This is a genomic window from Microbacterium sp. PI-SA-G, assembly GCF_057215335.1.
The window spans coordinates 1,336,294-1,352,349 of sequence record NZ_CM170103.1 but is presented as its reverse complement, the minus strand read 5'-3'; the positions used below and the strand labels follow the sequence as shown (position 1 = coordinate 1,352,349).

General features: G+C 68.3%; 13 protein-coding genes. 9 read left to right on the top strand and 4 right to left on the bottom strand.

The annotated features are described in order from the left end of the window. Positions 1-4 precede the first annotated feature (4 nt). A complete protein-coding gene (locus AC2D10_RS06600; protein ID WP_484711217.1) occupies positions 5-1,090 on the bottom strand; it encodes an FAD-dependent oxidoreductase in 1,086 nt (361 codons plus the stop codon). 74 nt (positions 1,091-1,164) lie between these two features. Between AC2D10_RS06600 and AC2D10_RS06595 the strand changes: the two genes are divergently transcribed. From AC2D10_RS06595 to AC2D10_RS06585, 3 genes are all read left to right on the top strand, one after another. Continuing rightward, entirely contained in the window at positions 1,165-2,280 is a 1,116-nt protein-coding gene (locus AC2D10_RS06595; RefSeq protein ID WP_484711824.1) for a GuaB3 family IMP dehydrogenase-related protein, read from the top strand. A 58-nt stretch (positions 2,281-2,338) separates the two neighbouring features. Then, positions 2,339-3,094, top strand: a complete 756-nt coding sequence (locus AC2D10_RS06590) for an SURF1 family protein (RefSeq protein WP_484711823.1) — start codon at positions 2,339-2,341, stop codon at positions 3,092-3,094. A gap of 237 nt (positions 3,095-3,331) precedes the next feature. Next, positions 3,332-7,954: an ExeM/NucH family extracellular endonuclease gene (locus AC2D10_RS06585; protein WP_484711216.1), complete on the top strand. Its 4,623-nt coding sequence runs from the start codon at positions 3,332-3,334 to the stop codon at positions 7,952-7,954. Between the two features lie 66 nt (positions 7,955-8,020). On the opposite strand, the gene AC2D10_RS06580 is transcribed toward AC2D10_RS06585, so the two are convergent. Beyond that, positions 8,021-8,827, bottom strand: a complete 807-nt coding sequence (locus AC2D10_RS06580; RefSeq protein ID WP_484711215.1) for a DeoR/GlpR family DNA-binding transcription regulator — start codon at positions 8,825-8,827, stop codon at positions 8,021-8,023. 233 nt (positions 8,828-9,060) lie between these two features. Here AC2D10_RS06580 and AC2D10_RS06575 point away from each other — a divergent pair, with 233 nt between their 5' ends. The 6 genes from AC2D10_RS06575 (at position 9,061) to AC2D10_RS06550 (ending at position 15,347) form a co-directional block, all read left to right on the top strand. Continuing rightward, positions 9,061-10,365: an ABC transporter substrate-binding protein gene (locus tag AC2D10_RS06575; protein WP_484711214.1), complete on the top strand. Its 1,305-nt coding sequence runs from the start codon at positions 9,061-9,063 to the stop codon at positions 10,363-10,365. Positions 10,366-10,445: 80 nt separating this feature from the next. Continuing rightward, complete coding sequence (locus AC2D10_RS06570) at positions 10,446-11,369, top strand: carbohydrate ABC transporter permease (protein ID WP_484711213.1); 924 nt, start codon at positions 10,446-10,448, stop codon at positions 11,367-11,369. Between the two features lie 2 nt (positions 11,370-11,371). Beyond that, complete coding sequence (locus AC2D10_RS06565; protein WP_484711212.1) at positions 11,372-12,217, top strand: carbohydrate ABC transporter permease; 846 nt, start codon at positions 11,372-11,374, stop codon at positions 12,215-12,217. 46 nt (positions 12,218-12,263) lie between these two features. Further along, positions 12,264-13,127 carry a ketose-bisphosphate aldolase gene (locus AC2D10_RS06560; RefSeq protein ID WP_484711211.1) on the top strand — a complete coding sequence of 288 codons (864 nt, stop codon included), beginning with the start codon at positions 12,264-12,266 and terminating at the stop codon, positions 13,125-13,127. A gap of 37 nt (positions 13,128-13,164) precedes the next feature. Beyond that, a complete protein-coding gene (locus AC2D10_RS06555; protein ID WP_484711210.1) occupies positions 13,165-14,373 on the top strand; it encodes an ADP-dependent glucokinase/phosphofructokinase in 1,209 nt (402 codons plus the stop codon). Continuing rightward, complete coding sequence (locus AC2D10_RS06550) at positions 14,370-15,347, top strand: class I mannose-6-phosphate isomerase (RefSeq protein ID WP_484711209.1); 978 nt, start codon at positions 14,370-14,372, stop codon at positions 15,345-15,347. The genes AC2D10_RS06555 and AC2D10_RS06550 overlap by 4 nt, the downstream gene beginning before the upstream one ends. A 16-nt stretch (positions 15,348-15,363) precedes the next feature. Here AC2D10_RS06550 and AC2D10_RS06545 read toward each other — a convergent pair whose 3' ends face one another. Together AC2D10_RS06545 and AC2D10_RS06540 are read right to left on the bottom strand one after the other, a co-directional pair. After that, complete coding sequence (locus AC2D10_RS06545) at positions 15,364-15,759, bottom strand: type II toxin-antitoxin system VapC family toxin (RefSeq protein WP_484711208.1); 396 nt, start codon at positions 15,757-15,759, stop codon at positions 15,364-15,366. After that, positions 15,756-16,034, bottom strand: a complete 279-nt coding sequence (locus AC2D10_RS06540) for a type II toxin-antitoxin system Phd/YefM family antitoxin (protein ID WP_484711207.1) — start codon at positions 16,032-16,034, stop codon at positions 15,756-15,758. The genes AC2D10_RS06545 and AC2D10_RS06540 overlap by 4 nt, the downstream gene beginning before the upstream one ends. Positions 16,035-16,056: the final 22 nt, after the last annotated feature.

Sequence of the window (16,056 nt, the reverse complement as noted above, 5' to 3'; positions counted from 1 at the left end):
CGGCTCAGCCCAGGCGGAACGGCTCCGCCGCGCGCGCGGCCGGGTCGAGGGCGAGGTCGGCGAGCACGGCGCCCACCCCGGTCGCGAACTTGAATCCGTGGCCCGAGAAGCCGGCGCCCACCACGGTCCGGCCGCGTCGATCGAGCACGAAGTCGCCGTCGTCGGTCGAGGTGTACGTGCAGCTGATCGGCACGGCGGTGTCGGCGTCGAGCCCCGGCATCCATTCGCGCACGTAGTCGCGGAGCGCGTCCTGATGCGTCGGGACGTGCGGCCGCGCGTCCGGATCGATCTCGTCGCCCACCCGATGGAAGCCGACCTTCACTCCCTCGCCGGGCGTGGGCATGCCGTAGATCGTGGCCGGGTAGTCGGGCATGCCGACGTAGTGGTTGAACGACGGCCACGCGGCATCCGTCCGCACCGCGAAGTGCGCCGGCGTCTCTTCGGTGACCGTGAGCCGGGGCAGGCCGAAGCGCGACAGCAGCGTGCGCGTCCAGGCCCCCGCCGTCACCACGACGGTCTCGGCGTGCAGCCGCGTGCCGTCGGCGAGCTCGAGCACGCCCCCGGCTGGGTCCTCGCCGATGTGCGCCACGGGCGTGTTCCAGCGCACCGCGCCGCCGCCCTGCACGATGCGGCGTTCGAGTTCGCCCAGGGCCGCGGCGGCACGCACCACTCCGGCATCCGCTGACCACAGCACGTCGCCCTCGAAGCGCATGCCGGACCAGCGCCGGGTGCTCTCGATGGCGCTCAGCACCTCGGCGGGGATGCCGCGGGCGGTCAGCCCCGCGTGCACGGCGCGCACGTCGACGTCGCCGTGCGTGACCAGGCCGTGCAGCCGCAGCAGGGGTTCGCCGTCGACCGAGCCCAGTGCGTCCCACCCCGCCCGCGCCCGTTCGAGCAGATCGAGGTAGTGCGACTCGGTGTAGGCGTTGTTGAAGTTGCGGGTGGCGCCGTGCGAGGCACCCTCGTGGTGGCCGCGCCCGAACCGCTCGAGCACGACCGGACGACGTCCGCGCCGGGTCAGCTCCCACGCCGTCGCCAGTCCCATCACGCCACCGCCCACGACCGCGATGTCGACCGTCTCCGTCTGCACGTGCCCTCCCTGAGTCCGATCCAGTCTCCCAGCCATCGCACCGCTCGGCGCCCCGGTAGGCTGGACGGGTGACCATGGAGATCGAGCTCGGCCGAGGAAAGCGTGCGCGTCGCGCGTACACGTTCGACGACATCGCGGTGGTGCCGTCACGGCGCACGCGCAACCCCGAAGACGTGTCGACCGCCTGGACGATCGACGCCTTCGGCTTCGACATCCCGGTGCTGGGCGCCCCGATGGACTCCGTCGTGAGCCCGCAGACGGCGATCATGCTGGGCAAGCTCGGTGGTCTCGGCGTGCTCGATCTCGAGGGGCTGTGGACGCGCTACGAGAGCCCCGAGCCGCTGCTCGCCGAGATCGCAGGACTCGATGAGAGCCACGCGACCGTGCGCATGCAGGAACTGTACGCGGAGCCGATCAAACCCGAGCTCATCACCCGGCGCATCGCCGAGGTGCGCGAGGCCGGGGTCACCGTCGCCGGCTCCCTCACGCCGCAGCGCACCCAGGAGCACTACGACACCGTCGCCGCGGCCGGCGTCGACCTGTTCGTGATCCGCGGCACCACGGTGTCGGCCGAGCACGTCTCAAGCGTCGACGAGCCCCTCAACCTGAAGAAGTTCATCTACGACCTCGACGTGCCCGTGATCGTCGGCGGCGCCGCGACCTACACCGCGGCCCTGCACCTCATGCGCACCGGCGCGGCGGGCGTGCTCGTCGGCTTCGGCGGGGGAGCGGCGTCGACCACCCGCGCCACGCTGGGCATCCACGCCCCGATGGCCACCGCCGTGTCTGATGTCGCCGCCGCGCGCCGCGACTACCTCGACGAGTCCGGCGGACGCTACGTGCATGTGATCGCCGACGGCGGCGTCGGGACCTCCGGCGACATCGTCAAGGCGCTCGCCATGGGTGCGGACGCGGTCATGCTCGGTGTCGCGCTCGCGCGGGCCACCGACGCGCCCGGTCGCGGGTTCCACTGGGGCCCCGAGGCGCACCACTCCAAGCTGCCGCGCGGTCGTCGCGTGCAGGTCGGCGGCATCGGCACGCTCGAGGAGATCCTCTACGGCCCGGCGCCGGTCGCCGACGGCACCGCGAACCTGATCGGTGCGCTGCGCAAGTCGATGGCGACCACCGGGTACTCCGACCTCAAGGAGTTCCAGCGGGTCGAGGTCGTCCTGGCGCCCTACGAGGCCTGAAGGCTCCCGCACGACCGTGACCTCCCCTCTGCTGTTCCCGCCCACGCTCCGTGAGGTCATGCTCCGCGGACGCTGGATCGGGATGCTGGTGCTGTGCCTGGTCGTCGCCGGCGTGTTCGCGTGGCTCGGGCAGTGGCAGCTGGAGCGGGCCATCGACACCGATCCGCCGCCCGCCGGTGTGACCGAGAACGTGCAGACACTCGACGAGACGCTCGCCCCGGGGGAGTACCTGCCCGAGCCTCTCGTGGGTCAGCGCGTCGAGACCGAGGGCGTCTGGGTCGCCGACGACTTCCTCGTCGTCTCGCAGCGCTTCAACGGCGGGGTCGAGGGCTACTGGGTCACCGGACAGCTGCGCGTCGCCGAGCGCACCTCGATCGCCGTGGCCGTCGGATGGGCGCCCGATCGCGAGAGTGCCGACGACGCCGCCGTCCGCCTGAACGAGGGCGCCGACGGCGATGTGGTCTCGGTGACCGGCCGCATCATCTCCGACGAAGGGCCCTCGGTCCCGCCGCGCAGCGATCCCGATCGCATGGACCGGATGTCTCCGGCGGCGCTGCTGAGCCGCTGGCACGACATCGAGCAGCTCGACGTGTACCGCCCGTACCTCGCCTCGACCACCGCGTCGGCCGGGCTGGTCGACATCGACTCGCCCGCACCCGACGAGATGTCTCCGGTCAACTGGCTGAATGTGTTCTATGCGGCCGAGTGGGCGATCTTCGCGGGCTTCGCGTTCTACCTCTGGTACCGCCTGGCGAAGGACGCCTGGGAGCGCGAGGTCGAGGACTTCGAAGACGCCCAGACCGAATCCGCCTGACCCTTCGCTGTCGCTTCCGGCGGCGCATCTCTCGTCCGGCGCGTCGCGTGCGGGCCGGTGAGCAGACGGTTACCAAACGGCAAACACCGTTGAGGATGTCGGTGCCCGTACGTAAGCTCGCAACATGTGTGCGGGCTGAGAAGCCTCTGCGCGCACCGTGACAGATTCATGAGAGATGTCGCTACACCGATCGAGGAGACCGCACCGATGATGTCCGCTCCACAGGATGGGAACCACGTGGTTCCGATCTCGCGCCGTTCGAACAGAGGGCGCGTCGGCGCTCTCGCCGTGACCTGCGTGGCAGCTCTGGGCTTCGGCTCGCTGACCGCCGTGCCCGCCGTCGCCGACACCGAGGGAACGGGGGTGGTGATCAACGAGGCGTACCTCTCCGGAGGAAGCGCGGGAGCCGCGTTCACGAACAAGTTCGTCGAACTCCACAACCCGACCACCGAGCCGATCACGCTCGACGGCTTCTCGCTGCAGTACCGGTCCGCCACCGGCACCGGCAACTCCAACGGCGTCGCACCGCTCACCGGCGTCATCCCCGCCGACGGGTACTACCTGGTGCAGGGCAACAGCAACGGCACGAACGGTGCGGCGCTGCCCCAGCCCGACGCCGTGAGCACCCTCACCCCGAGCGGCACCAACGGCACCCTCGCGCTCGTCGAGGGAACGGCGCCGGTCGCGCTGACGCCGGGTTCGGTCGCCGGCGTCGCCGGAGTCATCGACGTGCTCGGCTACGGCACCTCCAACACCTTCGAGACCGCTGCGGCGGTCTCTCCTGCGGGTAACACCGACGTCAAGTCGATGAACCGCACCGATGGCGTCGACACCGACGACAACCGTGCCGACTTCACGCTCTCGGCCAGCATCACGCCGCAGAACTCCGGCGAGACCGACCCGCCGGTCGACCCGCCTGTCGATCCTCCGGTCGACCCGCCCACCGACCCGGCCGTCGTGACGATCGCCGAGGTCCAGGGCACGACCGATATATCTCCGAAGAGCGGCCAGACGGTCACCGTCGAGGGCGTCGTCACGGGCGACTACCGCACCGGCGGATACAAGGGCATCTCCATCCAGACCGCGGGCTCGGGCGGCGCGACCGACGCGACCCCCGGCGCCTCGGACGGCATCTTCGTGTACCTCGACGCACTGGCGCCGACGCTCGCCATCGGCGACCTCGTCTCGGTCACCGGCTCGGTCGGGGAGTACTTCGGCCAGACGCAGATCACGCCGTCGGCGCTCGCCGGCGTCAAGACGGTCACCGCCGGAGTCGGCGTGCCCGCGGTGACGCCGCTTCCTGACACCGTCGTGGGCGCCGACCGCGAGCAGTACGAGAACATGCTCGTCGCACCGTCGGGCACCTACCGACTCGCATCGAGCCACCAGCTGTTCAACTTCGGCACGCTGTGGCTGAACGCGGGCGACGACCTGAACGTCAAGAGCACCGAGACCACGCGTCCGGGCCCCGACGCCGCAGCGATCGCCGCCGCGAACCGCGCCAACCGCGTGCTGCTCGACGACGGCTGGTCGGTGCAGATCAACAACAACACGCACCCCGGTCAGCAGCCGTACTTCTCGGCCGACACCGTCGTGCGCAACGGCGACACGGTCGACTTCAGCGACGTGGGCTACGTGCTGCAGTGGGGCTTCGACGACTGGCGCCTGCAGCCGACCGTCCCGATCGACGATGCCTCGGCTCCCGAGCTCAAGGCGAGTTTCGACTCGACCAACCCGCGCCCGACGGCACCGCCCGAGGTGGGTGGTGACGTGCAGGTCGCGTCGTTCAACGTCTTCAACTACTTCACGACGCTGAAGTCCGAGAACCCCGACGCCCGCGGAGCGGCGAACGCCGCGCAGTTCGCGACGCAGAAGTCCAAGATCGTCGCGGCGATCAACGGGCTCGACGCCGAGATCGTGGCGCTCATGGAGATCGAGAACTCGGTCAAGCTGGGCGGAGAGCTCGACGCCGCACTCGCCGACCTGGTCGAGGGACTCAATGACGACGCCGGCAGCGACGTGTGGGCCTTCGTGCCGACGCCCGACGCTCTTGACGACGCCGCCTCGACCGACTTCATCACGAACGCGATCATCTACAAGAAGGATGCCGTCGACACGGTCGGCGACAGCGCCACGGTCACCGATGATGCCGCCTGGGGCAACGCACGCGAGCCGATCGCCCAGGCGTTCGACATCGACGGACGCGTCGTCACGGTGGTCGCGAACCACTTCAAGTCCAAGTCGCCGCCCTCGGGCGCCGGTGCGGAGCCGGCCGACGGTCAGGGCTTCTTCAACGCTGACCGCGTGGCTCAGGCAAACTCCGTCCTCGCGTTCACGGAGGAGATCGAAGAGACCACCGGCAGCAGCGATATGCTGCTGATCGGCGACTTCAACGCCTACGGCAAGGAAGACCCGATCGACGTCTTCACCTCGCAGGGGTGGAGCGACATCGCGGCAGACAAGGCGCCGGGCCAGTACACCTACTCGTTCGACGGCGAGCTGGGATCGCTCGACCACGTGATCGCCTCGCCCTCGCTGGTCGAATCGATCACGGGTGCCGGCGTCTGGGGCATCAACTCGCCGGAGTGGAGCGACCGCGGCTTCGCGTTCGGCGCCACCGAGGCCGGAACCCCGTACCGCTCCAGCGACCACGACCCGATCATCGTCGGCGTCTCGTCGGAGATCCCGCCGGTGAGCATCGACGTGGTGACGATCAACGACTTCCACGGACGCATCGAGGCCGACGGCGCAGCCGCCGGTGCCGCGGTCGTCGCCGGTGCGGTCGACCAGTTCCGCGCAGCGAACCCCAACACGATCTTCGCCGGAGTCGGCGACCTGATCGGGGCATCGACGTTCACGTCGTTCATCAATGACGACAACCCGACGATCGACGCGCTGAACGCGGCCGGTATGGAGGTCAGCGCCGCCGGAAACCACGAGTTCGATCAGGGCTGGGAGGACCTGCGCGACCGCGTGCAGGACCGCGCCGACTGGGAGTACCTCGCGGCCAACATCACCGACCGCGCGACGGGTGAGCCTGCGCTCGCTCCGTCGTGGGTCAAGGAGCTCGACGGGGTCGATGTCGGCTTCATCGGAGCCGTCACCGAAGACCTCGACTCGCTGGTGTCGCCGGAAGGCATCGCCGACATCGAGGTCCGCAGCATCGTCGACTCCGTGAACGCTTCGGCCGAAGCGCTGAGCGACGGCGACGAGACCAACGGTGAGGCAGACGTCATCGTGCTGCTGCTGCACGAGGGCTCGGAGAGCGCCGACCTGAGCGCGATCACGCCGGACTCCCCGCTGGGAAGCGTCGTGTACGGCGTGAACGACGACATCGACGCGATCGCGTCGTCGCACACGCACCTGGTCTACAACCACGTGATCGACGGTCGACCGGTCTTCTCGGCCGGGCAGTACGGCGAGAACATGGGCGTGCTCAACCTGCAGGTCGACCCGGTGTCGAAGGAGCTGCTCTCGATCACCAACGAGATCAAGCCCGTCACGGCTGCGGGCAAGCCGCTGTACCCGGCAGACCCGGAGGTGGCTGAGATCGTCGCGAAGGCCAAGGCCGAAGCCGACGTGCTCGGTGCGGTCAAGGTCGGCGAGATCACGGCGGACTTCAACCGGGCGCGCCAGACGAACGGCTCGGAGAACCGCGGTGGCGAGTCCACCATCGGCAACTTCGTCGCCGACGTGCAGAAGTGGTCGACGGGCGCCGACATCGCGCTGATGAACCCCGGCGGCATCCGCGCGAACCTCACGTACGCGTCGAGCAACGCCTCGGACCCGGACGGCAACGTCACCTACCGCGAGGCGGCCACGGTGCAGCCGTTCGCCAACACGCTGGTGACGCTGACCCTCACGGGCACGGAACTCAAGGCCGTGCTCGAGGAGCAGTGGCAGCCGACCGGTGCCGCTCGTCCCTTCCTCAAGCTCGGCGTCTCGGAGGGGCTCGTCTACACGTACGATCCGGCCGCGGCACAGGGCGCGCGGATCACGTCGATCACCCTCGACGGCACGCCGATCGACCCGGCGGCGGAGTACACCGTTGCGGCGAACTCGTTCCTGGCGGCGGGCGGCGACAACTTCGTCTCCTTCCGTGAGGGCGCCGACAAGCGCGACACCGGCAAGATCGACCTGCAGTCCATGGTCGACTGGTTCGACGCCAACCAGACCGCCTCGCCCGACCAGGCGCAGCGTGCGGTGGGCGTCTCGCTCAGCCCGGCAGACGCCGACGGCTACAGCGCCGGTGACCAGGTCACGGTGTCGCTGTCGTCGCTCGCGTTCACCGCGGGTGAGCCGGCCCCGGGCGAGGTGACGCTCTCGCTGGGCGACACCACGCTCGCCAGTGGAGCCGTCGATCCCACGATCGTCGACACCACGGATGAGGCCGGGCGCGCGAGCCTGACGTTCACGGTTCCCACCGGTGTGTTCGGCGAGCAGCAGCTCACCGTCGCCGTCGCCGGAACCGGGACGACCGTGCAGGTGCCCTTCACGATCGTCGGAGAAGAGGCGTTCGCCGGAACCATCGATCTCGGCTCCTCGAAGGTGGCTGCGGGCAAGAAGCTGCAGATCACCGGTGAGGGCTACCAGCCGGGCGAGACGGTCGCCGTGCAGCTGCGTCCGAAGAAGGGGGCCGCGATCGACGCCGGCACCGTTCAGGTCGCAGAGGACGGCTCCTTCGAGACCTCGGTGACCGTGCCCAAGAGCACGCAGCCGGGCAAGTACACCGTCGCGGTGTCGCAGGTCGACGGAGACGAGGCCACGGCCACGGTCACCGTCAACCGCGCGGGCGGCGTCGGAACCGTCATCAAGGACATCATCGACTGGATCTGGGACCTCTTCACCGGCTGGTGGTGAGCTTGATCCGCTGACACAGCGAAGGCCGTCGGGAGTGATCCCGGCGGCCTTCGTCGTGCCCGCCGACTACGGCGTGAGCACCTGCACGTTCGCCTGCGCGAGGGCGGCGGCGACGTCCGGGGGCGGGGGAGCGTCGGTGATCAGGTAGTCCGCGCGATCGAGCTGGGCGATCTGGGCGAAGAACCGGCGCCCGAGCTTCGACGAGTCGGCGAGGATCGCAGTGCGCTCCGCCCGCTGCATCATCTCGGACATCATCGCGGCATCCCCGAGGTTCGATGCTGAGAAGCCCGCCTCGTCCACGGCGCCGACACCGATCAGGGCGAGGTCGCAGCGGATGTCGACTTCGGGTCCGCCCGGAGTCATGGTGAAGGTCACCGGACCGGTGGTGGCCTGGGTGATCGAGCGCACGGCTCCACCGAAGACGTACAGGTCGCGGAACGCCGAGGGCGCGATCTCGGCGGGGATGCGCAGGTTGTTGGTCGCGATCGTCAGGTCCTGGTGATTGCGCAGTGCCCGAGCGACGGCGAGTGTCGTGGTGCCGGCGTTGATCATGATGACCGAGCCGTCTTCCACCAGGCCGGCCGCGAGGCGCGCGATCCGCTCCTTCTCCTCGGTCTGCACGCGCATGCGCACGTCGAGCGCGCGATCTTTGAGCGGTCCGCTGTCGGAGCTCACCGCGCCCCCGTGCGTGCGCACGAGCACGCCCTCCCGATCGAGCTGGTCCAGATCGCGGCGGATGGTGTCGATGGAGACGCCGAAGTGCTCGGCGAGATCGCTGACCGTGACCTGGCCGGTCTGCTCGACATACGTGGCGAGATCGGCCTTGCGTCCTGCGGGGAGGCGACGTCGCTGTGCCGGAGGTGAAGCTTCCATGCACCCATCTGTAGCACACGACCGCACCTGATGACGCAGACATGCGCAAAAAACCGCATGCAGGGTGTACCTGAGCATAGGGGCGACATTGCGGGCCCGACAGCGACTGACAGCAGGATCGTGACCTGTCCGACTCTTGACATATCAGCAGATGTCCGCATAACATTGCTCAAAACCGCATGAACAAGCACCGAAGCGCGTCATGCGGCACGATCTCGAAGAGGAGAAGTGTGATGACCACAGTGGGACGAGCGCAGCGACGCACCCTGAAGACCGTCGGCGCCGCAACCGCAGCTCTTTCGCTCCTGGCGGTGGCGGGTTGCTCCGCCGGCACGTCAGGTGACAGCGGAGACGGCGGCGGAGACGGCGACGTCACGATCGAATTCGCGCAGTGGTGGGAGCCCGAACTCCCCGACGGCGAGTTCCGCGCACTCATCGACAAGTTCGAAGAGGCGAACCCTGAGATCACCGTCGATCTCGTGAGCGGCCCGTACGCGTCGACCAAGGAGCAGCTGTTCGCCGGCGCGGCATCCGGCACCATGCCCGACGTCGTCGGCCTCGACGGAGCATGGGTGAACGACTTCGCCTCGCAGGGCGTCATCGCCGACCTCACCGCGCTGATGGAGGAATACGACTACGACGACAGTGAGCTCGCCAGCCAGATCCAGGTCGACGGCAGCACCTTCATGGTCCCGGTCGTCAACTTCGTCTACCCGATGTTCACGAACGACACCCTGCTGGCCGAGGCCGGCGTCACGGCGCCGCCTACCACCCGCACCGAGTTCGCGGATGCCGCGGCCAAGGTCTCCGCTCTCGGCGGAGACGCCTCGGGCTGGGTCCTCCCGCTGTCGCTCGAAGCGCCAAACGGCGTGCAGAACGACGTGATGTCGTGGGTCTGGGCATCCGGCGGATCGATGCTCGCCGACGGTCAGCCGGACCTGACCAACGCCGACGTAACCTCCGCGGTCGACTTCATCGGTGGCCTGTGGGATGACGGCGTCGTCGCCTCCGGCTCGTTCACGATGAAGGAGCAGGACAAGGTCGAGGAGTTCACGAACGGTCGCGTCGGCATGATGATCGACTCGCTCGCGCATATCAACCTGATCCGCGAGACGAACCCCGACCTGAAGTTCTCGATCTCGGCGCTCCCCGCCGAGGACGGCTACGACGGCGAACGCGGCATCCCGTACGCCTCGTGGGGCATCGGCGTGGCCGAGAACTCCGAGAACAAGGAGGCCGCCTTCAAGCTGGTCGAGTTCCTGATGAGCGAGGAGACCAACTCCGAGCTGTCGACCATGGCCAAGGCGTTCCCCGGCAACTCGAAGTCTGTTCCGGATTTCGTCGCCGACGACGAGCTGTTCCAGAAGGCCTTCGAGATCTACCAGGCGGGATACCCGGCGAACGAGTTCACCGGCCTGCCGGTGGCGGAAGAGCTGATGCGCCTCCTCGGAGAGCAGCTGCAGGCCGCCTTCGACGGCCAGCAGTCGATCGATGACGCTCTGAAGAAGGCGCAGGAAGCCTGGGAAGCGGAGTTCTGATCCTCCGCCTCCCCGCCTGAACGGGGTGCCGCATCGCGGTCGCGATGCGGCACCCGACCAACCAAGGAGCACCGGTTCCCATGAGCCTGAGAACGTCCGACGACACCGAGGTGATCGTCACCGGAGTGTCGCTGTCGCGGCGACGCCGCCAGCTGCGCAAGACCACCGAGTCCTACGCCTTCCTCTCGCCGACCATCATCCTGCTGTTCGTGCTGATGATCGTCCCGATCGTGATGGTGATCGGGTACTCGTTCCAGGACAACGTGATCCTGAACAAGTCGCCCGAGTTGGTCGGCATCGCCAATTACGTGCAGATCCTCTCGGACCCGGGCTTCTGGAAAGCGACGAGCAACACCATCCTGTTCACGGTCGCCAGCGTGGTCGCCCACCTGGTGCTGGGTCTCGGCTTCGCCATGATGCTGAACAGCCCGCTCCTCGGAGGCTTCGCCCGCTCGGTCTTCCGGGCCCTGTACGTGCTGCCGTGGCTGTTCACCGTCGCCGTGATCGCGGTGCTCTGGCGCATGCTGCTCGCCCCCAACGGCGTCATCAACTTCCTGCTCAACACCGACATCGAGTGGCTGGCATCGCCGCAGCTCGCACTCGGCACCATCATCTTCATCAACATCTGGGCCGGCTACCCGTTCTTCATGGTGAGTCTGCTCGCCGGACTCCAGGGCATCCCGAACGAGCTGAACGAAGCGGCCACCGTCGACGGCGCCGGTGCCGTGCAGCGGTTCTGGAACGTCACCATCCCGCAGCTGCGCCCGATCATCGTGAGCCTCGTGCTGCTGGACCTCATCTGGACCTCGCAGCAGTTCGCCCTGATCTGGATGACCACCGGCGGCGGTCCGATCGACGTCACCGAGGTGCTCAGCACCTTCACCTACAAGCTGGCCTTCGCCAAGTACGACTTCTCGCTCGCCGCGACCTCCGCCGTCCTGGTGCTGCTGATGTCGATGGTGCTCGCCGTGTTCTACGTCCGTCACCAGAAAGCGAGGGACTGATCATGGCTCTCACCGTCAAGAATCAGCGTCTCGCCGCCAAGACCGGCGTCACGATCGGTCTCATCCTCGGAGCCGTCTTCGCCGCCGGCCCCGTGCTGTGGATGCTGTCGAGCTCGTTCAAGTCGAACACGCAGATCTTCGAGCTCCCGCCGCGGCTGATCACCGACACGTTCTCGTTCGACGCGTACATCGCGATCTTCACGAACCCCGAGACGATGCGGTTCTTCCTGAACAGCTACATCGTCGCCGGCGCCGTGACGATACTCACGCTGATCGTCGCGATCCAGGCGGCCTACGCCTTCAGCCGCTTCGAGTTCCGCGGCAAGCGCATCCTCAACGTGGTCATCGTGAGCGTGCAGGCGGTGCCGCCCATCACCCTGCTGATCCCGTACTTCGGCCTCATGGTCGGACTCGGTCTCTACAACTCGTACCTGGGCCTGATCCTCACCTACATGGTGTTCACGCTGCCCTACGCGATCATCATGATGACCGGCTACTTCAACACGCTCCCGAAGGAGCTCGACGAGGCCGTCCGCGTCGACGGCGCCGGGTCGATGACCGCGCTGTGGCGCATCCTGGTGCCGATCTCGATCCCGGGCATCGTCTCGGTCGGCATCTACACGTTCATGATCGCGTGGAACGAGTACCTCTTCGCGCTGACCCTGACCCGCACGATCGACATGCGCACGGTCCCGATCGGCATCCAGCTGTTGATGGGCCAGCACTCCTACGAGTGGAACCAGATCATGGCGATGAGCGTGCTCGGGTCGATCCCCGTGCTCATCCTCTTCCTCTTCTTCCAGCGCTACTTCATCAGCGGGCTCACGGCCGGCTCCGTGAAGAGCTGACAGACGTCACCGCATCCTTCGACCATCACTGAAACAGGAGAATCACGTGCTCTACACCGGTAAATCCATCCTCGATGTCGCGAACGCGCACAACTTCGCGATCCCCGCGTTCAACATCAGCGATTGGGCGATGTTCAACGGCATCATCGACATCAGCGAGGAACTGTCCGCACCGGTCATCGTCGCGATCCACCCCGACGAGGTCTCGCACATCACCACCGACCTGATCGCCGCGATGCACTCCCGGGCGCACCGGGCCAGCGTTCCGGTCGCGATCCACTGGGACCACGGCGGCACCTACGAGCAGATGATCGTCGCGATCCAGGCCGGCTTCACCTCGGTCATGATCGATGCGTCGCTGCTGCCGTTCGACGAGAACGTCGCCCTCACCCGCAAGGTCGTCGAGGCGGCGCATGCGGTGGGCGTGCAGGTCGAGGGCGAGCTGGGCACGATCGGCGCCAACGACAGCTACGGCGAGTCCGGTGCGGCCGAGATCATCTACACGAACCCCGAAGACGCGGTGCGCTTCGTGCAGGAGACGGGCGTCGACAGCCTCGCGATCGCGATCGGCACCTCGCACGGCCTGTACCCGGCCGAGAAGAACCCCGAACTGCGCCACGACCTGCTCGAGCAGATCAAGGCCGCGGTCGGCATTCCGCTCGTGCTGCACGGCGGGTCGTCGAACCCCGACTCCGAGCTGCGTCGCGCGGTCGAGCTGGGTGTGAACAAGATCAACATCTCCAGCGACATCAAGGTGTCGTACCACAACCGCATGCGCGAGATCCTCGGCACCGACGAGCGTCTGCGCGAGCCGAACGCGATCCAGCCCGAGCCGGTCGCGGCCATGAAGGTCACCGCGGCTGAGAAGATCAGACTGTTCGGCGCCGACGGCAAGGCCGACCTGTACTGATCGACGAGACGCACGCGAGGGGGAGGGCGATCGACGGATGATCGGCGACGCGAACAGGCAGCTCGTGCTCGGGCTCGGCGGCACGGTCGACTTCGAGCTGCGGTGGGATGACACCGTGATCGAACGACTGGCGCACGAGCATCGTGTACGACGGCACGAGCTGACGTTCACGGCGCCGATCACCGACGAACGGTCGCTGCTGCTGACGATCCTCGCGTTCGTCGCGGCGGGCACCGGGGCGGAGAGATTCGTCGCGTCATCCGAGATCGTCGAGCGGTTCGCGTCGCACTTCGCGTACGACGTGACCCTCGGCGGCACGGGGGTGCGCGCCGGCCTGGTGCTCGACAGCCTCGGAATCCCGAGCGTGCAGCACCTGGTCAGCATCGACGACAACGTGCGGCGGCTGCTGCCCGCGTCGATCACCGTGCTGTCCTCGGCCGAGCACGACACCCTCGATCCGCACCTCATCGTGCAGTACCCGGTCGGCGCGCGCGTGCGGCTGCTCGACGGCGACCTCGTCTCGCCGGCCGCGAACCGGCTGATCTTCGCCAACGACCCGCCCAACCGCGAGATGCTGCTCGCCGACGGTCTGCCCGACGCGCTCGCCGCCGCCTCGGCGTTCCTGATCTCGGGCTTCAACACCATGCAGGACCACGATCTGCTCGAACAGCGGCTCGACACCCTGCTCGCCGCCATCGTCCGACTGCCCGATGACGCGCTGGTCTACTACGAGGACGCCGGCTTCTACACGCGCGCGTTCGCCGAGACCGTGCGTCGTCGGCTGCTGCGGCACATCGACGTGTACAGCCTGAACGAGGACGAGCTGCAGGAGTACGTCGGACGCCGGATCGACCTGCTCGATGCGACGGACGTGATGCGGGCGTTGGACGAGGTCCGCGCCCTCATCCCCGTGCCGGCGCTGGTCGTGCACACCGGGCACTGGGCGCTTGCGGTGGGGGCGGATGCCGCGCACCACCGTGAGGCGCTCGAGAGCGCGGTGCGAGTGGCCGCGACGCGGTACCGGATCGGCGACGGCTTCACCGCCGCCGAGGCTGAGGCCACCGCCGGGATGCCGCGACACCGGGGCGGCTCGGCGCTGGTCGCCGCGGTCGAGGCGGCGCTGCCGGATGCCGTCGGCGTGCCCGCGTACGCGCTCGACGTCGCGCGCCCCACGACCATCGGACTCGGCGACAGCTTCGTCGGCGGGTTCCTCGCCGCACACGCACAGGATGGACTCGCACGATGACCCCCGTGATTCTCTCTGCCAACCGACCGCCCGAGCGCTTCTACCGCGGAGGGGCGCGGCTGGCGTCGCTGCGGGGCGAGAGCGTCGCGCCCGAGCGGGAGCCAGAGGACTGGGTCGGCTCGACGACCGCGATCCGCGGCGAGGACGCGCTGGGACTGACCACACTCGCGGACGGACGACTGCTGCGCGACGGGGTCGACGCCGACCCGGCCGCGTGGCTCGGCGCTGCGCACGCGAACCGCTGGGGCGCCGACACGCGCCTGCTCGTCAAGCTGCTCGACGCCGGTCAGCGCCTGCCCGTGCACGCCCACCCGCACGATGACTTCGCCGCCGCGCACCTCGGTCGCGTGCACGGCAAGGCCGAGGCCTGGTACATCCTCGAGGGCGGCACCGTGCACGTCGGTCTGCGCGAGGACGTCGACACGGCGGCCCTCGCACAACTCGTCGCGCGGCAGGACGTCGATGCGCTGCTCGGACTCCTGCACGCGATCGAGGTGGCGCCGGGCGATGTGGTCTGGGTGCCGCCGGGTGAGCTGCACGCGATCGGCGCCGGCGTGCTGCTGCTCGAACTGCAGCAGCCGGAAGACCTCTCGATCCTGCTCGAGTGGGAGGGCTTCGCGATCGACGGCCCCGCGCTCGGTCACCTCGGGCTGGGGTTCGAGCTCGCCCTGACGGCGGTGAACACGCGTGCCCGGCGTGCCGAGGACCTGAGCGAACTGGTGCGTGCCGCACCGGCGTCCGGGTCGGCGTTCCCGCCCGCGGCCGACGCGTACTTCCGGCTGGACCGCCGTCCGGTCGACGGGTCGGCGGTCATCGACGCCGGCTTCTCGATCGTGCTCGTCTCGCGCGGCTCGGTCACGATCGACGGTCAGGATCACGCGACGGGTGCGACGCTCCTCATCCCCGCCGCCGCGGGGGAGCAGCAGGTGCACGGCGCCGGCGAACTGCTGATCGCGCGTCCGCCGCTGCCCTGATCCGGCCGCGCGGCCGTCATTTCCAGGCGAGGCAAGACACTTCGGGATAAGACTGGATCCGCGTATCGGCTGTGACAAGGATCATGCCGTCGATCTGTGCTTGCGCGACGAGCATCCGATCGAACGGATCCCGGTGCTCCCAGTCCAGCCCGCCCGCGGTGCGCATGTGCGCACCGGTCAAGGCCACTTCCGTCGCGAAAAGTGACTCGAGAAGCGAGGTCCAGCGGGTGAGCACCCGGTTACCGTGCGGGAGTCGTCCGAGTCGGGCTTTCTGCGCGATCTCGTAGGTGCTTGCCGCTGAGACGAAGACGTCGTCGGCGGCTTCGATCTGATCCCGTACCGAGCGGGGTACTCGGCCGGGATCGGTGGCGAGCCACAGCACGACGTGAGTGTCCAGGAGGAGTCTGCTCACGGCGCTTTTGTCTCCGTGAGAGGGTCGTCAGGATCCGGATCTTCCCAGTCCGCCAGTTCGATCTCGGTCGGGCCGTCGAAGAGAACGTCTACAGAGATCGGCGGGATCTCCGGGAGTAGTGGCGCATCGAGATTGCGCCGCCGTGGTGTTGCGGCCTGGATGCGAGCGATCGGTCGGCCGGCCCGCGCGATCAGGATCTCCTCGCCGGCTTCGACGCGTCTGAGCAGTTCGGAAAGGCGGGTCTTCGCGTCCTGCACGTTCACTGTCATGGTCATGGGCTCAGTCTACCGCTGGTCT

Excerpts from the sequence above, each read along its gene's own strand:
- AC2D10_RS06575 (WP_484711214.1), top strand. The coding sequence starts at position 9,061 with ATGACCACAGTGGGACGAGCGCAGCGACGCACCCTGAAGACCGTCGGC.
- AC2D10_RS06540 (WP_484711207.1), bottom strand. The coding sequence starts at position 16,034 with ATGACCATGACAGTGAACGTGCAGGACGCGAAGACCCGCCTTTCCGAA.
- AC2D10_RS06595 (WP_484711824.1), top strand. The coding sequence starts at position 1,165 with ATGGAGATCGAGCTCGGCCGAGGAAAGCGTGCGCGTCGCGCGTACACG.
- AC2D10_RS06580 (WP_484711215.1), bottom strand. The coding sequence starts at position 8,827 with ATGGAAGCTTCACCTCCGGCACAGCGACGTCGCCTCCCCGCAGGACGC.
- AC2D10_RS06565 (WP_484711212.1), top strand. The coding sequence starts at position 11,372 with ATGGCTCTCACCGTCAAGAATCAGCGTCTCGCCGCCAAGACCGGCGTC.
- AC2D10_RS06570 (WP_484711213.1), top strand. The coding sequence starts at position 10,446 with ATGAGCCTGAGAACGTCCGACGACACCGAGGTGATCGTCACCGGAGTG.
- AC2D10_RS06550 (WP_484711209.1), top strand. The coding sequence starts at position 14,370 with ATGACCCCCGTGATTCTCTCTGCCAACCGACCGCCCGAGCGCTTCTAC.
- AC2D10_RS06590 (WP_484711823.1), top strand. The coding sequence starts at position 2,339 with ATGCTCCGCGGACGCTGGATCGGGATGCTGGTGCTGTGCCTGGTCGTC.
- AC2D10_RS06555 (WP_484711210.1), top strand. The coding sequence starts at position 13,165 with ATGATCGGCGACGCGAACAGGCAGCTCGTGCTCGGGCTCGGCGGCACG.